At 59.9% G+C, this 18,919-nt stretch carries 12 protein-coding genes; 3 read left to right on the top strand and 9 right to left on the bottom strand.

What is annotated here, in order from left to right; genetic code table 11:
* Nucleotides 1-202 (top strand): hypothetical protein (locus ACX80D_RS11335; protein ID WP_459322769.1); only part of this gene is annotated, 202 nt, incomplete at its 5' end.
* Between the two features lie 185 nt (nucleotides 203-387).
* Here ACX80D_RS11335 and glgB read toward each other — a convergent pair.
* From glgB to ACX80D_RS11320, 3 genes are read right to left on the bottom strand one after another with little or no spacing between them, the layout of a single operon-like run.
* Nucleotides 388-4,047: a 1,4-alpha-glucan branching protein GlgB gene (glgB, locus tag ACX80D_RS11330; protein WP_459322768.1), complete on the bottom strand. Its 3,660-nt coding sequence runs from the start codon at nucleotides 4,045-4,047 to the stop codon at nucleotides 388-390.
* Complete coding sequence (gene treS / locus ACX80D_RS11325) at nucleotides 4,047-5,834, bottom strand: maltose alpha-D-glucosyltransferase (RefSeq protein ID WP_459322767.1); 1,788 nt, start codon at nucleotides 5,832-5,834, stop codon at nucleotides 4,047-4,049. Before treS ends, glgB begins: the two co-directional genes overlap by 1 nt.
* A 3-nt stretch (nucleotides 5,835-5,837) precedes the next feature.
* Nucleotides 5,838-7,967 carry an alpha-1,4-glucan--maltose-1-phosphate maltosyltransferase gene (locus tag ACX80D_RS11320; protein ID WP_459322771.1) on the bottom strand — a complete coding sequence of 710 codons (2,130 nt, stop codon included), beginning with the start codon at nucleotides 7,965-7,967 and terminating at the stop codon, nucleotides 5,838-5,840.
* Between the two features lie 228 nt (nucleotides 7,968-8,195).
* Between ACX80D_RS11320 and glgP the strand changes: the two genes are divergently transcribed.
* Nucleotides 8,196-10,811: an alpha-glucan family phosphorylase gene (gene glgP, locus ACX80D_RS11315; protein ID WP_459322766.1), complete on the top strand. Its 2,616-nt coding sequence runs from the start codon at nucleotides 8,196-8,198 to the stop codon at nucleotides 10,809-10,811.
* A 207-nt stretch (nucleotides 10,812-11,018) separates the two neighbouring features.
* Here glgP and glgX read toward each other — a convergent pair whose 3' ends face one another.
* From glgX to ACX80D_RS11285, 6 genes are all read right to left on the bottom strand, one after another.
* The gene (glgX, locus tag ACX80D_RS11310) at nucleotides 11,019-13,274 is read right to left on the bottom strand and encodes a glycogen debranching protein GlgX (RefSeq protein ID WP_459322765.1); all 2,256 of its coding nucleotides are present in this window, start codon (nucleotides 13,272-13,274) and stop codon (nucleotides 11,019-11,021) included.
* Nucleotides 13,275-13,278: 4 nt separating this feature from the next.
* Nucleotides 13,279-14,274 (bottom strand): 23S rRNA (guanosine(2251)-2'-O)-methyltransferase RlmB, encoded by a 996-nt coding sequence (gene rlmB / locus ACX80D_RS11305; RefSeq protein ID WP_459322764.1) that lies wholly within the window; start codon nucleotides 14,272-14,274, stop codon nucleotides 13,279-13,281.
* A 273-nt stretch (nucleotides 14,275-14,547) separates the two neighbouring features.
* Entirely contained in the window at nucleotides 14,548-15,966 is a 1,419-nt protein-coding gene (gene cysS, locus ACX80D_RS11300) for a cysteine--tRNA ligase (RefSeq protein WP_459322763.1), read from the bottom strand.
* A gap of 27 nt (nucleotides 15,967-15,993) precedes the next feature.
* Complete coding sequence (ispF, locus tag ACX80D_RS11295) at nucleotides 15,994-16,485, bottom strand: 2-C-methyl-D-erythritol 2,4-cyclodiphosphate synthase (RefSeq protein WP_459322762.1); 492 nt, start codon at nucleotides 16,483-16,485, stop codon at nucleotides 15,994-15,996.
* 4 nt (nucleotides 16,486-16,489) lie between these two features.
* Nucleotides 16,490-17,269, bottom strand: a complete 780-nt coding sequence (ispD, locus tag ACX80D_RS11290; protein ID WP_459322761.1) for a 2-C-methyl-D-erythritol 4-phosphate cytidylyltransferase — start codon at nucleotides 17,267-17,269, stop codon at nucleotides 16,490-16,492.
* Between the two features lie 119 nt (nucleotides 17,270-17,388).
* Nucleotides 17,389-17,871, bottom strand: a complete 483-nt coding sequence (locus tag ACX80D_RS11285; protein WP_062285384.1) for a CarD family transcriptional regulator — start codon at nucleotides 17,869-17,871, stop codon at nucleotides 17,389-17,391.
* A gap of 275 nt (nucleotides 17,872-18,146) precedes the next feature.
* On the opposite strand from ACX80D_RS11285, the gene ACX80D_RS11280 reads away from it, so the two are divergent.
* Complete coding sequence (locus ACX80D_RS11280) at nucleotides 18,147-18,785, top strand: hypothetical protein (protein WP_459322760.1); 639 nt, start codon at nucleotides 18,147-18,149, stop codon at nucleotides 18,783-18,785.
* The last annotated feature ends 134 nt before the right edge of the window (nucleotides 18,786-18,919 follow it).

The following is an 18,919-nucleotide window of genomic DNA, read 5'->3' as shown; positions in this document are numbered from 1 at the left end:
AACGATCATGCATCACCACAGGGGCGGCAACACACAACCAAATAACCAATTCAATATAAATAAATTGGTATCAATAAAACTTGGCACACTATTGAGTTCTCAAACAACAACCACACCCAGCCAACACACCCGAACCAACAAACAATCCGTGACGATCAGTGCCGAGGCAACTTTTCAAGCTTACCCGCATATATTCCTGTAAGTCAAATCCGTGATTTCGACTGAATTCAAATTTACATTTGAACAACAAACAATCAACCTATTTTCAAGGCTTCATAATTTTGTCTAGTTCCGGATCCGAACCATTCGTTCAGCGGAGTACTAACAATAGCACCTGCCTGCCGTGAACACAAAACGACAGGCAGGTGTCCAGAAGATGTCCGGAAGTTAGCGAACAGAGGCGCTCTTCGGTACCAAGTAGAGGGCTCCCAGCGGCGGTACGCGCAAACGCAACGAGGCCTCCTGACCATCACAAGCGAGCTCTTCAGCGGTCAACTCGCCCAGGTTTCGTACCTCGGAACCGCCATACACAGCGAGGTCTGTGTTGAGTGCTTCTTCCCATTCACCGAGCTGTGGCAGCCCCACCCGGTATCCCTCGTAGGCAACTCCGGAGAAGTTGATGATGCATACAAGCGGATTGCCAGACTTGTCCCAGCGGATGAAGGAGAGAACGTTGTTTTCCGTGTCGCCTCCATTGAGCCAGGTGAAGCCCTCGGCTACGTTGTCCAACTCATACAGGGCGGGCGTGCCGGCATAGCTGTGGTTCAAGTCTTTGACCAGTTCCTGAATACCGCTGTGGGCGGGGTTCTCTGCCAGCCACCAATCCAGCCCGTGCTGTTCACTCCATTCAGCTTCCTGCCCGAATTCAGTGCCCATAAAGATCAGTTGCTTACCTGGATGCGCCCACTGGAATGCAAGGTAAGCCCGCAGGTTGGCCAATTGCTGCCACCTGTCTCCTGGCATTTTGCGCAGCAGGGATCCCTTGCCGTGCACCACCTCATCATGGCTGATGGGAAGCATGAAGTTTTCCGTAAACGCATAGGCCAGGGAGAAGGTGATTTGGTTGTGGTGCCAACCGCGGTTGATCGGATCCTCTGCCATATAGGTCAGCGAATCGTGCATCCAGCCCATGTTCCACTTGATGCCGAAGCCGAGCCCGCCCCCACTGGTGGGTGCCGTGACTCCGGGGAATGCTGTGGACTCTTCGGCGATGGTGATAATTCCGGGGTTGCGCCGATAAGCAGTTGCGTTCATTTCCTGCAGGAAGCTGATGGCCTCCAAGTTCTCCCGACCGCCGAAGCGGTTAGGGCTCCACGCTCCGTCATCACGCGAGTAGTCCAGGTACAACATTGAGGCGACGGCGTCCACACGCAGCCCGTCGATGTGGAATTCCTCGAACCAGTACAGCGCGTTGGCGACGAGGAAATTGCGCACCTCATTACGGCCAAAATCAAAAATCAGCGTTCCCCAGTCCGGGTGTTCGCCCAGTTGGGGGTTGGCGTGTTCATACTGCGCCTCTCCATTGAACTTGGCCAGCGCCCATTCATCTTTGGGGAAGTGCGCCGGAACCCAGTCCATGATGACGCCGATTCCTGCTTGGTGCAGAGCATCGACAAGGTGACGGAACTGATCAGGGTGACCGAACCGCGAGGTCGGCGCGTAATACGAGGTGACCTGGTATCCCCACGACCCGCCAAACGGGTGCTCTGAAACAGGCATCAGTTCAACGTGGGTGAAGCCCAGCCACTTCACGTAGTCGACCAGTTCCTTAGCCAGCTCCACGTAACTCAGGCCCGGTCGCCACGATCCTAGATGGACTTCATAAACGCTCATAGGCGCATTATGTGGATCCGATGTGGCCCGCTGAGCCATCCAGTCACCATCTTGGAAGGCGTATGTTGATTCCACAACGCACGACGCCGTCAAAGGTGGCACTTCGGTGCCATAGGCCATAGGGTCCGCTTTTTGCAGCCACTGCCCATGCTCAGTAAGGATCTCAAACTTGTAGCATTCCCCTGCGGCAATGTCGGGAATGAAGAGTTCCCAGATGCCACTGCCACCTAGGCTACGCATGGCATGGGCGCGCCCGTCCCAGCTATTGAACCCGCCAATGACGCGCACCGCCTGCACACCAGGAACCCACACGGCGAAACTGACGCCGGTTACCTCACCCAACTGGGAGTGATAGCGCTGCACATGCGCGCCAAGGACAGTCCACAATGTCTCGTGACGGCCCTCCGCAATCAGGTGCATATCCAATTCGCCCACTGTGGGCAGGTACCGGTAAGGATCGTCACTGCGACGCACACCCTCGGCATATCCAATATCCAAGCGGTAATCAGGCACCCTTCCGGAGTCCTCTACCGGAACAACGGCAACCCAGATGCCTCCATATTCGTGGGTCATGGGGTATTCGCCAGAATCTGTAACCACCTGTACCGACGTTGCAAGATGCCGCAAAGTACGTACGGTGGCGAATCCTTCACCGCCTAAATGCGCACCCAGCACCGAATGCGGGGCGTAGTAGGTGCCCTCGGAAATTCTTGCCAAGACTTCCGCGTCGACTGCCATCGGGGCCAGCTTATTAAGTCCCACGTCCACACCACTTTCTCTTGTTCCAAACAATTCCCGCACGGCGTTTACCGGCACCCAGACCCAATCGGGCCGGTTTTGAAGTTCATATGCAACCTCGTACAGCGCCTTATCTAGCCACAATGCCATGAATAGCGCCGAATTCTTGTCAATCTTTGCATCTGTTCCGCCGTCATATCCAGCAATAAATGCCGCAGAACTCCTCGCAGCCCAAGCTGAAGCAGCGCTACGGGAGATTGCCCCGGTGGCCGCACACTGGGCGCCGGCATAGTCGAAGGAGCGAAGCATGCCGGCAATATCGCGCAGCACCACATCCGCCCGGTTGCGTTCCTCCAGCGGGCGCAGCGGTTCCCCTTCGAAGTCCAGAATGTGCCAGCCCTCGCCCGGCGCTGCCGCTTCTTGGTGGAGGATCTGGCCCAGGTGCAGATCGCCGTGGATACGTTGCAGGGGTGGCAGCTGCTTTATTTGACGCAGTTGCGCTAAAACGTCGTGAATTTGTTCCTCATAGGGGCCGACGGCGGGTCCAACCAGGTCCCAGCCGGCCTGCAGCCGCGCACTCAGTGAAGCCACGAAGTCAGCAACATCAGCCGAACCTTGTGTTTGTTCCCCAAGGCTTCGGGCCAATCCGATATGAACCTGCGCCAAACTCTCCCCGATGGCGTGGGCCTGCGCCGTAAAATCCTCACTGGCGGCAGCTGCATCCAAGGCCATGCCCCAAGCGTCCCTAGCCGCCGGCACAAAGTCATGGACAACAAACAAGGTGGTGTCTTCTTGCCGGGATTTCACTGCCAGCCGCAGTGCCGGCACTTGGGCTACTGCGTCCTGGCCTGTCAATCCGGCGAGAGCCACGCCGATCTCATGCTCAGGATGACTTCCCGGATGTAAGACCCTGAAGATCTTGACTATGACGGGACGGCCGTCCAGCGCAAAAATGACAGAGGTGTTGGACTGTTCAGTCCCAACTACTCTGGCGTTGGAAACCGCGCCCAGTCCAACTCGACTCAGATCAGACCATTGCGGATGAACCCAGCTGTGCAATCCGGCGGCAGCAATGGCGGAGGCACTTGAGCCCTCACCATGGAAAGAGTTGTCCAGCAAATCCAGCCACGTCTGCAAAAAGGCCCGGTCCCCGAGTGCGTCGTACACGCTCACGCCCGCCAAGCGGCCCAGCAGGCCGGCGGGTATCTTTTCTGGCACAGATGTACTTCTATGTTGCTCCTTCGTGTGAAAACTCAAAGGCACTTGGAGCAACAGTTGGGATTCCACGGGTCCCACCCGAACAAACAGCACGCGGAAACTAACCTCCGGGTCCGCAGACGGAAGTTCCAGCTCGCCTTCAATCAGCAGTTCAGAGGCGGCCGCCGTCCCGTCCTTGCGAGGGTACCAGCGCTGGCGCGGCAACCATTGAGCCAAGAGAGTTAGCAGGGCCGAACGGTCCTGTTGCGTGTCCGCCATCAGTATCCGAACTCCGTTCCGTCAATCACCGGCAGTGCCTGCGTTTGGGTGGACAGGGCGTTGGAGGACTGCGAACGAACACGCAACCAAAAGAAGTCGTAGGATCCCAGCGTCAAGGTGAGCTGGCCGCCGTCGTCTATTCCAGGGAAAGTATCGCCACCGAACACGTCGCGTAGCCCGCGGCCGGCAAGTCCTGGCAGGTTCAGCGTTGCGGCGGAAGGGTGCTGAGACAGGTTGAAAACACACAGCATAGTTTCTGGATGCTCCCCCTCGGCATTGCCAACAGGCAGGACCCGCAGGAAGGCCAGCACGGATTCATGGGAGGTTTCCACGTTATCGTAGCGGCCCAGCCCAAAAGCGGGGTGGGCCTTGCGGATCTTCAGGATCTGCTTGTTCCAGTGCAGCAGCGAACTGGCATGGGCGCTCTGTGCCTCGACGTTAACGTGGTTGTAGTGGTAGACCAGCGACTGCACCACCGGGAGGAAGAGCTTGCCTGGGTCAGCGTTGGAAAAACCAGCATTCCGATCTGGGTTCCATTGCATGGGCGTGCGCGAGGCATCCCGGTCATCAAGCCAAATGTTGTCCCCCATGCCAATCTCATCACCGTAATAGAGGAACGGACTGCCCGGTAGCGCCAACAGGAGGGCGTTGATGAGCTCAATCTCGGCACGCGAGTTATCCAGCAGAGGCGCCAGCCTGCGGCGGATGCCAACATTGGCCCGCATGCGAGAATCCGGGGCATACCAGCCCAGCATGGCCTCACGCTCAGACGGGGTCACCATTTCCAAGGTGAGCTCGTCATGATTACGCAGGAACGTTCCCCACTGGGCGCCCTGCGGAATGGCCGGGGTGTTGGCCATGGTCTCCACGATCGGGGCGGCCTTCTGATCCCGCAACGCGTAGTAAAGCCGGGGCATGATGGGAAAGTGGAACGCCATGTGACACTCGGGGACTTCCTCAGTGCCAAAGTAATCCACCACTTCGTGCGGCATCTGGTTCGCCTCGGCGATGATCACCCGGCCAGGGAACTCGGCGTCGACCATGGCACGCAGGTCCTGTAAGAACTGGTGAGTGGCTGGGAGATTCTCACAATTGGTGCCGTCCTCTGCGAACAGATAGGGGATGGCGTCGGCCCGGAATCCATCAATGCCCTGCTCCATCCAGAAGCGCACCACATCAAAGATGGCGTCCTTGACAGCCTGGTTTTTGAAGTTCAAGTCAGGCTGGTGGCTGAAGAAGCGGTGCCAGAAAAATTGGCGCCGAATGGGATCGAAAGCCCAGTTGGATTCCTCTGTATCGACGAAAATGATCCGGGCATCCTGGTACAGCTCAGTGGTGTCACTCCACATGTAGAAATCACCGTAGGGGCCCGCAGGATCCTCCCGCGACGCTTTGAACCAAGGATGCTGGTCAGAGGTGTGGTTGATGGGCAGGTCAATAATGATCCGCATGCCGCGTTCGTGCGCCTGAGTGACCAGAGACTTGAAATCGCTGATGGTGCCGTACGTCTCCATGACGGCGGTGAAATCGCGGACGTCGTATCCGCCGTCGAGCAGGGGGGAATCAAAGAACGGCGGCAGCCACAAGCAGTCAATTCCCAACCATTGCAGGTAGTCCAGTCGGGAGATCAGGCCCGAGAAATCCCCCGCCCCGTCCTCATTGGCGTCGGCAAAGCTTTGCACCAGCACTTCATAAAAGACGGCCTTTCGGTACCAGTGCGGATCGTGAGCCAACCCGGGCGCGTTCAAATTGAACTGCGGTGCACTATTGGCGTAAGGAAAGGCCATGGCTCATCGCCTAATGTGCAGGATATGTGCCGGTTCCAAATGAGCATCGAGGCGGAAATAGTTCTTCTTGCCCCAGTTCCAGGTGGCTCCGGTGACCAGATCATCCACCAGGAACGTGCCATCAGGGGACAACCCATCCAGTTCCAAGGCATCCAAGTCCAGAGTCACTTCGCCTTCACGCATGCTGTGGGGGTCCACATTGATGACCACAATGATGGTGTCCTTGCGGGCCGGCGCGCTGTCCGTGGCGGCGATGTGTTTGTGCTTGCTAAAAACCAACACAGCATCATTGGAGCTCGTATGTAGGCTCAGATTTTGCAGATCCAGTAGCGCCGGGTGGGCACGGCGGATGGTGTTGAGCAGAGTGACAAACGGAGCCAACGACTTTCCAGCAGCTTCTGCCGCAGCAAAGTTCCGGTCCTTGAATTCATATTTCTCATTGTCAATGTTCTCTTCGGAGCCCGGACGGGCCACGTGTTCGTAGAGTTCATAACCGGCATACATACCCCACAGCGGACTGCCCATGGCGGCCAAGATGGCGCGGATTTTGAACGCTGCCGGCCCACCGTATTGCAGGTACTCAGTGAGAATATCCGGTGTATTGACAAAGAAGTTGGGACGGAAGTAGCCGGCCGATGTCTGGCTGACATGCACCAGGTACTCCTCGAGCTCTTCCTTGGTATTGCGCCATGTGAAGTAGCTGTACGACTGCTGGAACCCGGCCCTGCCCAGCGCCGCCATCATGGCCGGACGGGTGAAAGCCTCAGCCAAGAACACCACATCGGGGCGCTCGGCGTTGATGAGGCCAATGAGCCATTCCCAGAACCAGACCGGCTTGGTATGCGGGTTATCGACCCGGAAAATCCGCACCCCACGCTCAATCCACAGGCGCACAATACGCAGAATCTCAGCGCTGAGCCCCGCCGGATCATTGTCAAAGTTCAACGGGTAAATATCTTGGTACTTCTTGGGCGGATTCTCAGCGTACGCAATGGTTCCATCCACGCGTGTGGTGAACCATTCCGGGTGTGCGGTGGCCCAAGGATGATCCGGGGCGCACTGCAGCGCCAAATCCAGCGCAATTTCCAGATCCAATTCATTGGCCGCTGCCACAAACGCAGCAAAGTCCTCCACCGATCCCAAATCCGGATGGATGGCGTCATGTCCACCATCCGCCGAACCAATGGCCCATGGCGATCCCGGATCTTGGGGCCCGGCAACCAGCGAGTTATTGGGACCCTTGCGGTTGATGGTGCCAATGGGGTGAATGGGCGGCAGGTACAGCACGTCGAAACCCATGGCGGCGACAGCGGGGAGCCGGTTACGCGCCGTGCGGAAATTCCCGCTGGTCCACTCGCCCGTCTCGGGATTACGGCTGGCGCCTTCTGAGCGCGGGAAGAACTCGTACCAGGCTCCACGTCCGGCCGCATCGCGTTCCACCAGCAGCGGGTATTCGCGGCTGACGCTCACGTGATCACGCAGCGGGAAACGTTCGACGGCGGTACGCACCTCTTTGCCTGTTCCGGCGGCTAGGCGGTCATTGGTGTTCAGGGACGAATCCGCCAAGGTCTGCGATGCCTGTTTGAACACGCTGGCCGCTTCCGGCGCGGTGGCTTTTGCGTCCTCGGCGGCGTTACCGAGCAGCAGCGCGCCTTCGGACAACATGACCTCGACATCAACGTCGGCATTGATTTTCACTTGGGCGTTGTGGGCCCAGGTGGCATACAGATCGGTCCAGCCTTCGACGACGAAGCTCCAACTACCTTCGAAGGCCGGAGTCAGCACGCCGTGCCAGGAGTCGCTGCCTTTAGCTCCGGGCGTCATCTTGGCGCGCTGGGCCTCTTTGCCATCCGGTTCCAACAACACTGCTGTGGCACCTAAGGCATCGTGACCTTCCCGGAAAATAACGGCACTGACCCGGACATCTGCACCACGAATGGCCTTCGCCGCGAAGGTGCCGTCTTCAAGAACTGGCTGGACGTTAGTGATGGGAATCCGCCCAAAACGCAGGCCCTGCTGCGGATCAGCGGGCGCGCCAGCCGGCACCTGCGCGCTGGCGGGCACGGGCGCTGCGGGCACTGCGGGAGGCGAGGCGACCGGCGTCGTCCTTGATTTTGAGACGGCGGCAGGCATGGCTGCGCGTCCGGCGGCGTTGGCGGGCACGTTTCGCGAAGGCTTAGAAGTACTCACAAACTGAACGTTAGCGACTTCCGGCCAAGATTGCTAAGGTGGGCCGCCATGTAAGCGAGATGAGCCGTCATACGGGGGCGGAATTGCCACCTCCGGGCGCGGCGCGTAACAAGCCGCGAATTTATTACATTTTTTCCGAGGGCTGGGCCTGCGTGGGCTAGTGTGACCGGCATGAAGGCAATTCGCAGATTCACTGTCCGCACTGTTGTCCCCGCGGAAATTTCCGCGCTGACCCGGTTGGCTACCAACCTGCGCTGGTCGTGGCATGTGCCCACCCGCGCCCTGTTCGAGTCCCTCAACCCGGAGTTGTGGGAGAAGTCCCGCCGCGATCCGCTCGCCATGCTCGCCGCACTCTCGCGCGAACATTTACAAGCGTTGGCTGCCGATCCGGACGTGGTGGCCCGTGTTGCCACGGCGCACGAAAGCCTGGAAAGCTACCTGTCCAAGCCGCGTTGGTACCAAAGCTTAGGCGCAGACGCTCCCGAATGCATCGCCTATTTCTCCCCCGAATTCGGTATCACCGAGGTTCTGCCGCAGTACTCCGGCGGGCTGGGCATCCTGGCCGGCGACCACCTGAAATCCGCCTCCGATCTGGGCGTGCCACTGATTGGTGTGGGGCTTCTTTACCAGGCCGGCTACTTCAAGCAGTCACTGTCCAGAGACGCCTGGCAGCAAGAAAGCTACCCGTTGTTGGACCCCGACGCCCTGCCGCTGACCTTGCTGCGCGAGGAGGACGGCACCCCCGTGCAGATTCATCTGCCGCTGCCCGATGACCGCGTGCTGCGCGCCCACGTTTGGCGCGCCGATGTGGGCCGCGTTCCACTGTTGCTGCTCGATTCCAACGTTGCCGAGAACGACGACGCCGCCCGCGGAGTCACCGACCGGTTGTACGGCGGCGGTGGCGATCACCGCCTGACGCAGGAACTGTTGCTGGGCATGGGCGGGGTCAAGGCACTGCGCGTTTACGCCCGCCTCACCGGCACCGCTGCGCCGGAAGTTTTCCACACCAACGAGGGCCACGCCGGCTTCCTCGGCATTGAACGCATCCGCGAACTCATGGATCCTTCGGTAACACCGGAGCCACTTTCATGGAGCGAGGCGCTGGCGGCAGGCCGCGCGTCGACCGTTTTCACCACGCACACTCCCGTGCCAGCGGGCATTGACCGTTTCCCACGCGACATGATCGAGCACTTCTTCGCGGGCTCCTTGGCACCGGGTGTTCCCGTCCAGGAAATCCTCGCCCTAGGCGCAGAAAATTACGACGACGGCGATTCCGGCGTGTTCAACATGGCCGTTATGGGCCTGCGTCTAGCCCAGCGTGCCAATGGAGTAGCCAAGCTGCACGGGGTTGTTTCGCGCGGCATGTTCTCCGGTCTCTGGCCGGGCTTTGACCAGGGGGATGTGCCCATTACCTCCGTCACCAACGGCGTACATGTGCCCACCTGGATCGACCCGCTGCTGGCGGCCATGGCCCGGGAACAGTTCGGTGCCGAAGTTCTGGACGCACCCGATTGGTCCAAGGTGTACGAGGTCAGCGACGAGGAGGTTTGGGCCATGCGCCGGAGGCTGCGATCCGCCCTGGTGACGGATGCCCGTGCTCGTCTGCGGTCTTCCTGGAAGAAGCGCGGTGCCGCCGATGCTCAGCTGGCTTGGACCGATTCGGCACTGGATCCAGATGTGCTGACCATTGGTTTTGCCCGCCGCGTGCCAACCTACAAGCGCCTGACCCTGATGCTGCGCGACCCCGCCCGGCTCAAGGCGTTGCTGCTGCACCCTGAGCACCCGATCCAAATCATCATCGCCGGAAAATCGCACCCCGCGGACGACGCCGGCAAGAAAATGATCCAGGATTTGGTCCAGTTCACCGACGATCCCGAAGTGCGTCACCGCATCGTCTTCCTGCCTAACTACGACATTGCCATGGCCCGCACGCTCTTCCCCGGCTGCGACGTCTGGCTCAACAACCCCCTGCGCCCGCTCGAGGCCTGCGGCACCTCCGGCATGAAGGCCGCCATCAACGGCTCACTGAACCTCTCCGTCATGGATGGCTGGTGGGATGAAATGTACGACGGCGAAAACGGTTGGGCGATCCCGAGCGCCAATACTGGGGCAGGCGAAAGCGAACGCGACGATATCGAGGCCGCCGCCCTGTATGAGTTGTTGGAAACGCAGGTTGCTCCGCGCTTCTACGGAGAAGTGGTGGCTGCTAGTGCCGGGGCTGCCGGCCCTTCTCAAGCGCACGACGGCGGACTGCCCGCACACTGGATTTCCATGATCAAGCACACCATCGCGCACTTGGGTCCTGCGGTCTCGGCGAACCGCATGGTGGCCGAATACGTGCAGCGTTTGTACCAGCCGGCGGCTGTGGCTGGCCGAGTAGCCCGGGCCGAAAACTACGCGTCCGTCCGTGAGTTGGCGGCGTGGATTGATCGGGTCCGGCCCGCCTGGCACGATGTCCGTGTGGAACACGTGGAGTCCCACGGGCTCACGGACGAACCGCAAGTTGGCGAAACCCTGCAGGTCCGGGCTCACATCATGCTGGGATCCTTGAACCCCGCAGATGTCCAAGTCAACGTGGTCTACGGGACCGCCGGCGAATCAGATGATCTGAGCTCAACGCAGACTCTGCCGCTGGCATCGGTGCAGGACAACGGTGGCGGCCGGTACCAATTTGCCGCTGACCTGCTGATCGACCGGTCCGGTGATTTCGGCTACGGCGTTCATGTGCTCCCCCGCCATAGCGCACTGGCCAACCCTGCCGAACTGGGTTTGATCACTACAGCGTAAGTGGATTGCGGCACCCGGCTCTATTCGGGTGCCGGGTCCGCCGCTCCGGCCCAGCTACCGCCGGGTCCGCCGCTCGCAGAAAGATTTTTTAGGGCTCGTCCCTCGCCGAAAAAATCCGTGCTCGCTATCCGGCCCGGCGTTCGCCGGGCCGGATATGTTTGATTCCCCAGGTGGGACCCTCTTGCGAGCAGTGGGAGCCGGTGGGGACTACGAGCCGCTGAGGTCGTTTCGGAAGATCTGGACGGTGTTTGCAGGCGCGCGCACGGCGTCTCCTGCCGCAATAAGCGGCTGCGAACGGGACAGCGTGAAGGTGGGTTCGCCGTCGTCCGTGTGAGATGGGGCCTCCGTGGTCATACGCAGCATGTAGGGCCGCGGCGTGCCGGTGTTCTCACTGTCGCGATCACTGTCGGGATCACCATTGGGATCACTGTCGAGATCGCTGTCAGGCGCACTGCTATCGGGATCGCTAGTGGCAAGATCGGCACTGCTGGCAGCGGTGAAGCGCGGGTTCGCGGGGAGCACCACGTCCTCATCGGTGATTCCGGTGTTGAAGACGACCAAGCCGTCCACCGCACCATCCGGGGATCCCATGAGCATGGTGAGCACGCGTTCGTGCGGATTTCCCCAGGCTTCCGGGGTCATCGGCTTGCCGTTGGCGCCGAACCAGTGGATGAACGCCTGCCCGCCACGGGTGGGGTAACTACTGGGCTGTGCGGCGAGGAAATCCTTGCGAATCTTCAAGAGGCGCGTGGTGGCCGCGAGCATGGTCTTGGCCTCCTCATCCATGGTCCAATCGACCCAGGCGATCTCATTGTCCTGGCAGTAGACGTTGTTGTTTCCGCCTTGACTGCGGCCAATTTCATCGCCGGCGGTGATCATGGGCACGCCCAGGGCCAATAGCATGGTGGCCATCAAATTACGGCTGGTCCGGGAGCGTTGGGCCAGGGTGTTGGGGTTGTTGGTGATGCCCTCAACGCCGTGGTTCCAGCTGCGATTGTTGTTGGTGCCGTCGCGGCTATCTTCCTGGTTGTCCTCATTGTGCTTGTGGTTGTAAGCGGTGAGGTCAGCTAAGGTGAAGCCGTCATGGGCCGTGATCAAGTTGACGGTGGCCATGCGGCTGCGCCCGGACGCGGCAAACATCGCGGCCGATCCGCCCAAGGCATCGCCAAACTTGGCCAGCCCATTGTGATGGTAACCGGCCAGCATGGCGGCACGATCGGTGAGCCAGACATCGCGGACGTTGTCGCGGAAGGAATCGTTCCAGTCAGCCCACCCGGTGGGGAAGTTACCGGTCTGCCAGCCACCGTAGCCGACATCCCACGGCTCCGAGATGAGTTTGGTGGAAGCCAGCACCCCATCCGTAGCTGCTGCGAGCAGGAAGGGATGGTTGTTGTTGAAAACGTGCTCGCCGTCTCGTGCCAGCGACACGGCAAGGTCAAAGCGGAAACCGTCAATGTGGAATTCTTCAACCCAATAGCGCAGCGAATCCATGGCCATTTTCAAAACGTGCGGATTGCTGAAATTCAGGGTATTGCCACAACCCGTGGTGTCGAAATAGTGGCCATCCCGCATGCGGTAATACTGCTCTTCAGCGAGGCCGCGCCAGCTATAGGTGGGGCCGCCGGAACCGCCCTCAGCCGTGTGGTTGTACACCACATCGAGGATCACTTCAATGCCCGCCATGTGCAGTAGCTTGATCATGCCCTTGAGCTCAGCCTGCACAGCCTGCGGCCCGTCGGCCTGTGCCCGGGCACTGGCGTACTGGACATGCGGGGCGAAGAATCCCAGCGTGTTGTAGCCCCAGTAATTACTCATGCCGGTGCCGTGCAGATGTGGCTCATCAATATGGAAATGCACCGGCAAAAGTTCGACGGCGGTCACCCCCAGGTCTTGCAGGTGCTTGATCATCGCGGGGTGAGCCATACCGGCGTACGTGCCGCGAATATCTTCGGGAACGTCCGGGTGCAACATTGTCTGCCCGCGCACGTGCGCCTCGTAAAACACTGTCTCGCGCCACGGCGTATTGGGGCGCTTGACAGTACCCCAATCAAAGCCCGAATCCATCCGGACCGAAAGGTAGCGGACAACACCCTCTTCATCCGTTTGTTCATCGATGAAACGGCCATACGGATCCAGTAAAAGCTGTACAGCTTCGGGATCAATCAGGAGCATTTCTTCGGTAGTGGCATCCGGATTCGTGTAAAAGCCGTAGCGAGTGCCCGGTGGCATGTTTTCCACCAAACCGTGGTGCACGCCGTCGGTCTTATCCGCCAAAAGCACGGCTTTCCAGCCGCCACCTGGCGGCTGGAAGCACAGAATCACATCGCGGTAAGCCGGCGAATACACTGCCACATTGGCGGCAGCTTCACCATGTTCCCTGGGAATGGAGCTGACACCCAGAGGATAATGGCGCGACAAAGCCGCCCCTAGGGTGCTGATGGCCTCGATGACAGTGATGGGCATGGTGCTAGCTTTGCGCCGAGCGTTGCTTCGAGATCTCGTACAGCGTGATGCCGACTGCCATGGAGGCGTTGAGTGATTCCATGGCCGAGTCAATCGGGATGGAAACAATCTGATCGCAGTTTTCCCGGACTAGGCGGGACAGGCCCTTGCCCTCGGAACCAACCACAATGCACACGGGCTCCTGCGCCAGTCCGAGAGCGGGCAGCGAAACGTCGCCGTCGCCGTCGAGCCCTAGAACAAAGAAGCCCATCTTCTGGAAAGCGCCAATGGCACGGTTCAGGTTGGGAGCCTTGGCAACGGGCACGCGCACGGCAGCACCCGCGCTGGTCTTCCAAGCAGCTGCGGTCACACCGGCGCTGCGACGCTCCGGGATGATGACGGCGTGGCCGGAGAACGCGGAGACGCTACGGATGATGGCACCGAGGTTGCGGGTATCGGTGATTCCGTCCAGGGCGACGATCAGCGGTGCGTTGGCGATGTGGCCCTTTTTCCACAGAGCCATGATTTCGCTGGCCTTATCTACCGCATCTTCGTATTCGTACGGGGGGATCTGCAGAACGAGGCCCTGGTGGATGGCGTCTTCGGTGAGACGGTCCAGCTCAGGCTTGTGAGCTTCGAGCAGGGGGATGCCGCGTTCGGTGGCCAGCTTGATGGATTCGCGCACGCGCTCGTCCATGTCAACGCGAACGGCAACGTAAAGTGCCTTCGCGGGGATGTCTGCGCGCAGCGCCTCGAGCACAGAGTTACGGCCGGTCACGAGCTCTTCGGTGGCCTTGCCCTTGGGTCCGCTATTGCGGCGGGGGGAGTTGCTGGTGCCGGCACGCTTGGCTGCGGAGCGATCGGCCAGCTCAGCGTTCTTGTAGGCCTTGTGGTAGGTGCGCTCTGCCGCCTTGGGGGTTGGGCCCTTGCCTTCAAGTGCCTTACGACCAAGCCCGCCCGTGCCCTTGCTGGGACCCTTCTTGAGCTTGCGAACGGCGCCGGAACGGGGATTGTTGGCCATGGTGAAACCCTTACGATTGGTGCGGCACCTCAAGACAGGCACCGTAGGAACGTCAAACTAATCTGTCAAACATTTGCGTCAGCGGGCACATTTTTGGCACGCCAGATAACGGGAAACAACGAACCCGTAACTAGTAGCTTACGGCCTCGATGCAAATCCCGTACCACATCCCCGAAAAAGTGGTACTTCTCACCGCTAACGCGGAGCGTGCGATAGCGTCCGCAAATTTTCAACCATTGGTGCGCTAGCGTCTAAAGAGGGGGTATCGGTGGGCTATTTTTTCAGCGACCAGGTGGATCCTGCTGCGGAATCGGCAACCTCGACGCCGGCCGCGGCCAGCACGTCGCGGATTTTGTCCGATTCTGCCCAGTTCTTCTGCGCCCGCGCCTGCGCACGGGCTTCGAGCTGGGCCTTGACCAGAACATCCAGCGCCGTCATTTCAGCGTCCGAACCGCCAGTACTTTGCCATTGGGGATCAAGCGGATTGATGCCCAGAGCCTCTGTCATGCCCATGACGGCCAGGAATGCTTCCTGCACACCATCATGGTCATTGCCAGCCAGTGCGGTGTTGCCTGCTCGGACGGTTTCATGCAGCACTGCCAGGGCTGCGGGGATGTTCAGGTCATCATCCATGGCCTTGCTGAACGCTTCAGGGCGGGTTCCGATGTAGCCGAAATCGTTGGCCGGGAAGAGCTTGGTCCGCGCTGCCGCGACGAACGTTTCAATGCGGTCCACGGCTGCTGCGGCCTCTGTGAGTGAGCCCGGGCGGTAATCCAGCACCGAACGGTAGTGCGCCTGGCCAAGGTAGTAACGGACCACCAGCGGGCGGGCGATTTCTAGCATTTCGCGCGGGTTGATGGTGTTGCCAATGGACTTGGACATTTTTTCACCTTCATAGGTGACCATGCCGTTGTGCATCCAGAAGTTGGCGAAGCCGTGTCCGGCAGCTTGGGACTGGGCCATCTCGTTTTCGTGGTGCGGGAAGCGCAGATCCAAGCCACCACCGTGAATATCAAACTCGGTGCCGAGGTATTTGGTGACCATAGCCGAGCATTCCAGGTGCCAGCCGGGGCGGCCGGCGCCCCAGGGGGATTCCCACCGTGCGGTTTCCGGGTCGCCTTGCTTATGGCCCTTCCACAGCGCAAAGTCGCGGGGATCGCGCTTGCCCCGGGGATCGGCGTCGGGCGCTGCCTGCATGTCATCAATATTTTGATGCGTCAGCGAGCCGTACTGCTTCCAGGAGCGGACATCAAAGTAAACGTCACCGGAATTATCCAGAGCCGGGTAGGCGTGGCCGCGCTCGATGAGGGTGGCGATCAGCGCGTGCATCTCGGGGATGTGGCCAGTGGCGCGCGGTTCGTAGGTGGGCTTTTGAATGCCCAACGATGCGTAAGCGTTGGCGAAAGCCTGCTCGAAGCGGTAGGCCAGCGCCCACCACGGCTCGTTATTTTCGGCGGCCTTGACCAGGATCTTGTCATCAATGTCGGTCACATTGCGGACCACGGTGACGTCATAGCCGCTGGTTTGGAGCCAACGGGTCAGCTGATCGAAGGCAAGCGCTGAGCGGACGTGCCCAATGTGCGGCTCACCTTGGACGGTGGCGCCGCAGTAATACAGCGAAACCTTCCCCTCTTTGAGCGGGACGAAGTCGCGGATAGCGGCGGTGGCGGAGTCATGGAATCGCAGGGTCACGGCTCTAGGGTATCCCTTCGGGAGGCTTTACGGGTGCTCGCGTTGGACGACTAGGGCTGTGGCAACAGCGGTGATGCCTTCGCTGCGGCCGGTGAATCCAAGCCCGTCGGAGGTAGTGGCACTGACGGATACCGGCGCTCCGGCGGCAAGGCTCAAAGCCGCTTCTGCCTCGTGGCGGCGGGGTGAAAACTTGGGCCGATTACCAATGAGCTGCACGGCAACATTGCCAATTTCAAAGCCTGCTTCCCGCACAATCCGGGCCGCCTCGCCCAATAATTTCACGCCGGACGCGCCGGCGTATTCGGGGCGGTCGGTACCAAAATGGGTGCCGAGATCACCCACTCCAGCTGCCGAAAACAGGGCATCGGCAGCGGCGTGGGCTACGGCGTCGCCGTCGGAATGGCCGCTGAGTCCGCGCTCCCCTTCCCACAGCAAGCCCGCGAGCCAGAGCGGGGCGGGGGCATCTTCTGGGGCGAAGGCGTGCGTGTCGACGCCTATTCCTGTACGGGGCAAAATCATGGGTTTATCCTTCAATCCATCGTGGACGCAGCGGCCCTTCCAGCAGGGCCTCGGCCAGCAAAAGATCAGTGGGCGAGGTGATTTTCAGGCTATAGCTGGAGCCTTGAACCACGAACACTTCTTCACCAATAGCTTCCACCAGCATGGCGTCGTCGGTGATCGCCGCCAGCTCGTTCTCACTGAGCGTCAGAGCGTGGGCATGAGCCTTACGCAAAGTTGCTACGTCAAATCCCTGGGGAGTCTGGACCGCCCTCAACACACTGCGCGCGGGAGTGCCCACAACCTTTTCCACTCCGGCACCCGTGGCGGGCAGGGTTGCCGGTTCCACGGTCTTGATGGTGTCCACCACGGCCAGCGCCGGGATGACGGCTTTGGCACCATCGCGCAGCGCTGCAGCCACTCGACTGAATACGCCCGACGGCGTAAGCGGCCGGGCGGCGTCGTGAATCATCACTGTGGTGACATCTTCCGTTAGGCAGGCCAGTGCTGCGGCGACGGAATCCGAACGTTCAGCACCGCCCTCAACCACGGTGAAAAGGATGCCTTGAGCCTGTGCCAGCTCGGCGGCGGTCTCACAAATAGACACCAACGCAGCGTCCTCGGGCGGAATGGCGACGCAGATTTGGGCTGCCACGCCAGCCTTGAGCACGCCACGAATCGCACGGAGCAGCATGGGTTGCCCGCCCACTGGAACCCGGGCCTTGGGAACACCGTAGCCTAGGCGCTGCCCGGAACCGGCTGCAACAATAACAACTGCACAGGAGCCTGTCTTGACCTCATTCATGGTCTCTACAGTAGCCCGGTGGGCTCAGTCTTGGATCAGTCAGGGCCAACTTTGCCCCACCCATGCAAAAACCCCCACACCAATGGGTGCGGGGGTTTGCATGATGATTCTGGTGACCGTTAGGAGGCCAGAACCTCGTCCAGCACTTCTGCTGCCTTGTCTTCGTCAGTCTTTTCCGCCAGAGCAAGCTCGGAAATCAGAATCTGACGCGCCTTGGCAAGCATGCGCTTTTCACCGGCAGACAAGCCGCGGTCATGATCACGGCGCCAGAGGTCACGTACAACCTCGGCAACCTTGATGACATCACCGGAGGCAAGCTTTTCCAGGTTGGCCTTGTAACGGCGGGACCAGTTAGTGGGCTCCTCCGTAAACTCCGCACGCAATACTTCAAATACGTGCGCGAGGCCTTCCTTGCCTACAACATCTCGGACCCCAACTAGGTCAACGTTCTCCGCAGGGACTTCGATCGTCAGATCCCCTTGGGCAACCTTGAGCTTGAGATACATCTTCTCTTCACCCCGGATGGTGCGCATCTTGATCTCTTCGATCTTTGCCGCACCATGGTGTGGGTAAACTACTGTCTCGCCGACCTCAAAAAGCATGTGGATTCTCCCTTTCCAATACTCCTAGTTTACCACGGTTAACTGGCCACTCCCTTGAGTTTCCGCAGGTCAGGGACGGCCAGAGCTACGCTGGCGGCGCAATTGTTCCAACAAGTGGAGAATTCTCCGGCCCTTGACTATCACGACTCGAAGTGCTGTCGGACACTGTTCCTTAGGGGCCGTGGTTGCGGCCCCAACCGCGGAAGCATGCTTTTGGCAATTTTGCGGATAAGCTGGACAAAGATATTTTGTCTTTTCCATGAGGAGTTACTGACGTGAGAATCGCTGCCGGCATCCGCGGTACCAAACGAGCGCAACGCTTAAGCCTGATTGCAGCCATAGGCATTGGTGCCATGGCATTCACGGGTTGCAGTGCCATCAACGAGCAAAGCACCACCCGCGTCTACTCCGCATCAGATGGAGTTCGCCTGGATATGGGTCAGCTGGAACTGCGCAACATGTTGATCATCTCCGAAGCAGCTGGTGGAGCGGGCCGAGTTGCTGGCACCTTCTACAACCAGGCTGATTCAGACATCACCTTGACCATCAGCGGAGCCCAGGGCTCGCAGACTGAAATCACCGTGAAGCCTGGCATTCCGCTGGTTCTGAACAGCGAGTCCGAGAAGGCGATGCTGAGCACCATGGATCAGGCCCCGGGCAGCAACGAGTCCCTTGAACTGCGCCAGTCCGGTGCCGGTTCCGAAACGGCAACCCTGAAGGTTCCTATCCTGGATGGCACCTTGGCCGAATACACCAATCTGGTTCCCAGCGAAGAGCCCAGCGCTGAAGCTTCAGCCGAGGCTACTACCGAGGCTTCGGCCGAGGCTAGCACCGAGGCTTCTGCTGAAGCGTCGGCCGAGGCTTCAGCCGAAGCCAGCACCGAGCCCAGCGCAGAAGCTACCGTCGCTCCCTAAGTGGTTTGGTTTTCTGTAGTTCCGTAGTTCAGCTCAGCTAGTTCTCACTACTGCTGTTGTCGGAGTGCACGCCTTGTTGGCAGCGCGGGCTTCTTTTGCAGCGTGAGTGTGAATCATGAGTAGGCCCGGTTGTC

This window comes from Arthrobacter sp. Sr24 (assembly GCF_054511175.1).
Note: the sequence above shows the minus strand (reverse complement) of the source record. Positions and strands in the feature narration are given on the sequence as shown.

Excerpts from the sequence above, each read along its gene's own strand:
- glgP (WP_459322766.1), top strand. The coding sequence starts at position 8,196 with ATGAAGGCAATTCGCAGATTCACTGTCCGCACTGTTGTCCCCGCGGAA.
- rlmB (WP_459322764.1), bottom strand. The coding sequence starts at position 14,274 with ATGGCCAACAATCCCCGTTCCGGCGCCGTTCGCAAGCTCAAGAAGGGT.
- ispF (WP_459322762.1), bottom strand. The coding sequence starts at position 16,485 with ATGATTTTGCCCCGTACAGGAATAGGCGTCGACACGCACGCCTTCGCC.
- treS (WP_459322767.1), bottom strand. The coding sequence starts at position 5,834 with ATGGCCTTTCCTTACGCCAATAGTGCACCGCAGTTCAATTTGAACGCG.
- ispD (WP_459322761.1), bottom strand. The coding sequence starts at position 17,269 with ATGAATGAGGTCAAGACAGGCTCCTGTGCAGTTGTTATTGTTGCAGCC.
- glgB (WP_459322768.1), bottom strand. The coding sequence starts at position 4,047 with ATGGCGGACACGCAACAGGACCGTTCGGCCCTGCTAACTCTCTTGGCT.
- ACX80D_RS11320 (WP_459322771.1), bottom strand. The coding sequence starts at position 7,967 with ATGCCTGCCGCCGTCTCAAAATCAAGGACGACGCCGGTCGCCTCGCCT.
- ACX80D_RS11285 (WP_062285384.1), bottom strand. The coding sequence starts at position 17,871 with ATGCTTTTTGAGGTCGGCGAGACAGTAGTTTACCCACACCATGGTGCG.
- glgX (WP_459322765.1), bottom strand. The coding sequence starts at position 13,274 with ATGCCCATCACTGTCATCGAGGCCATCAGCACCCTAGGGGCGGCTTTG.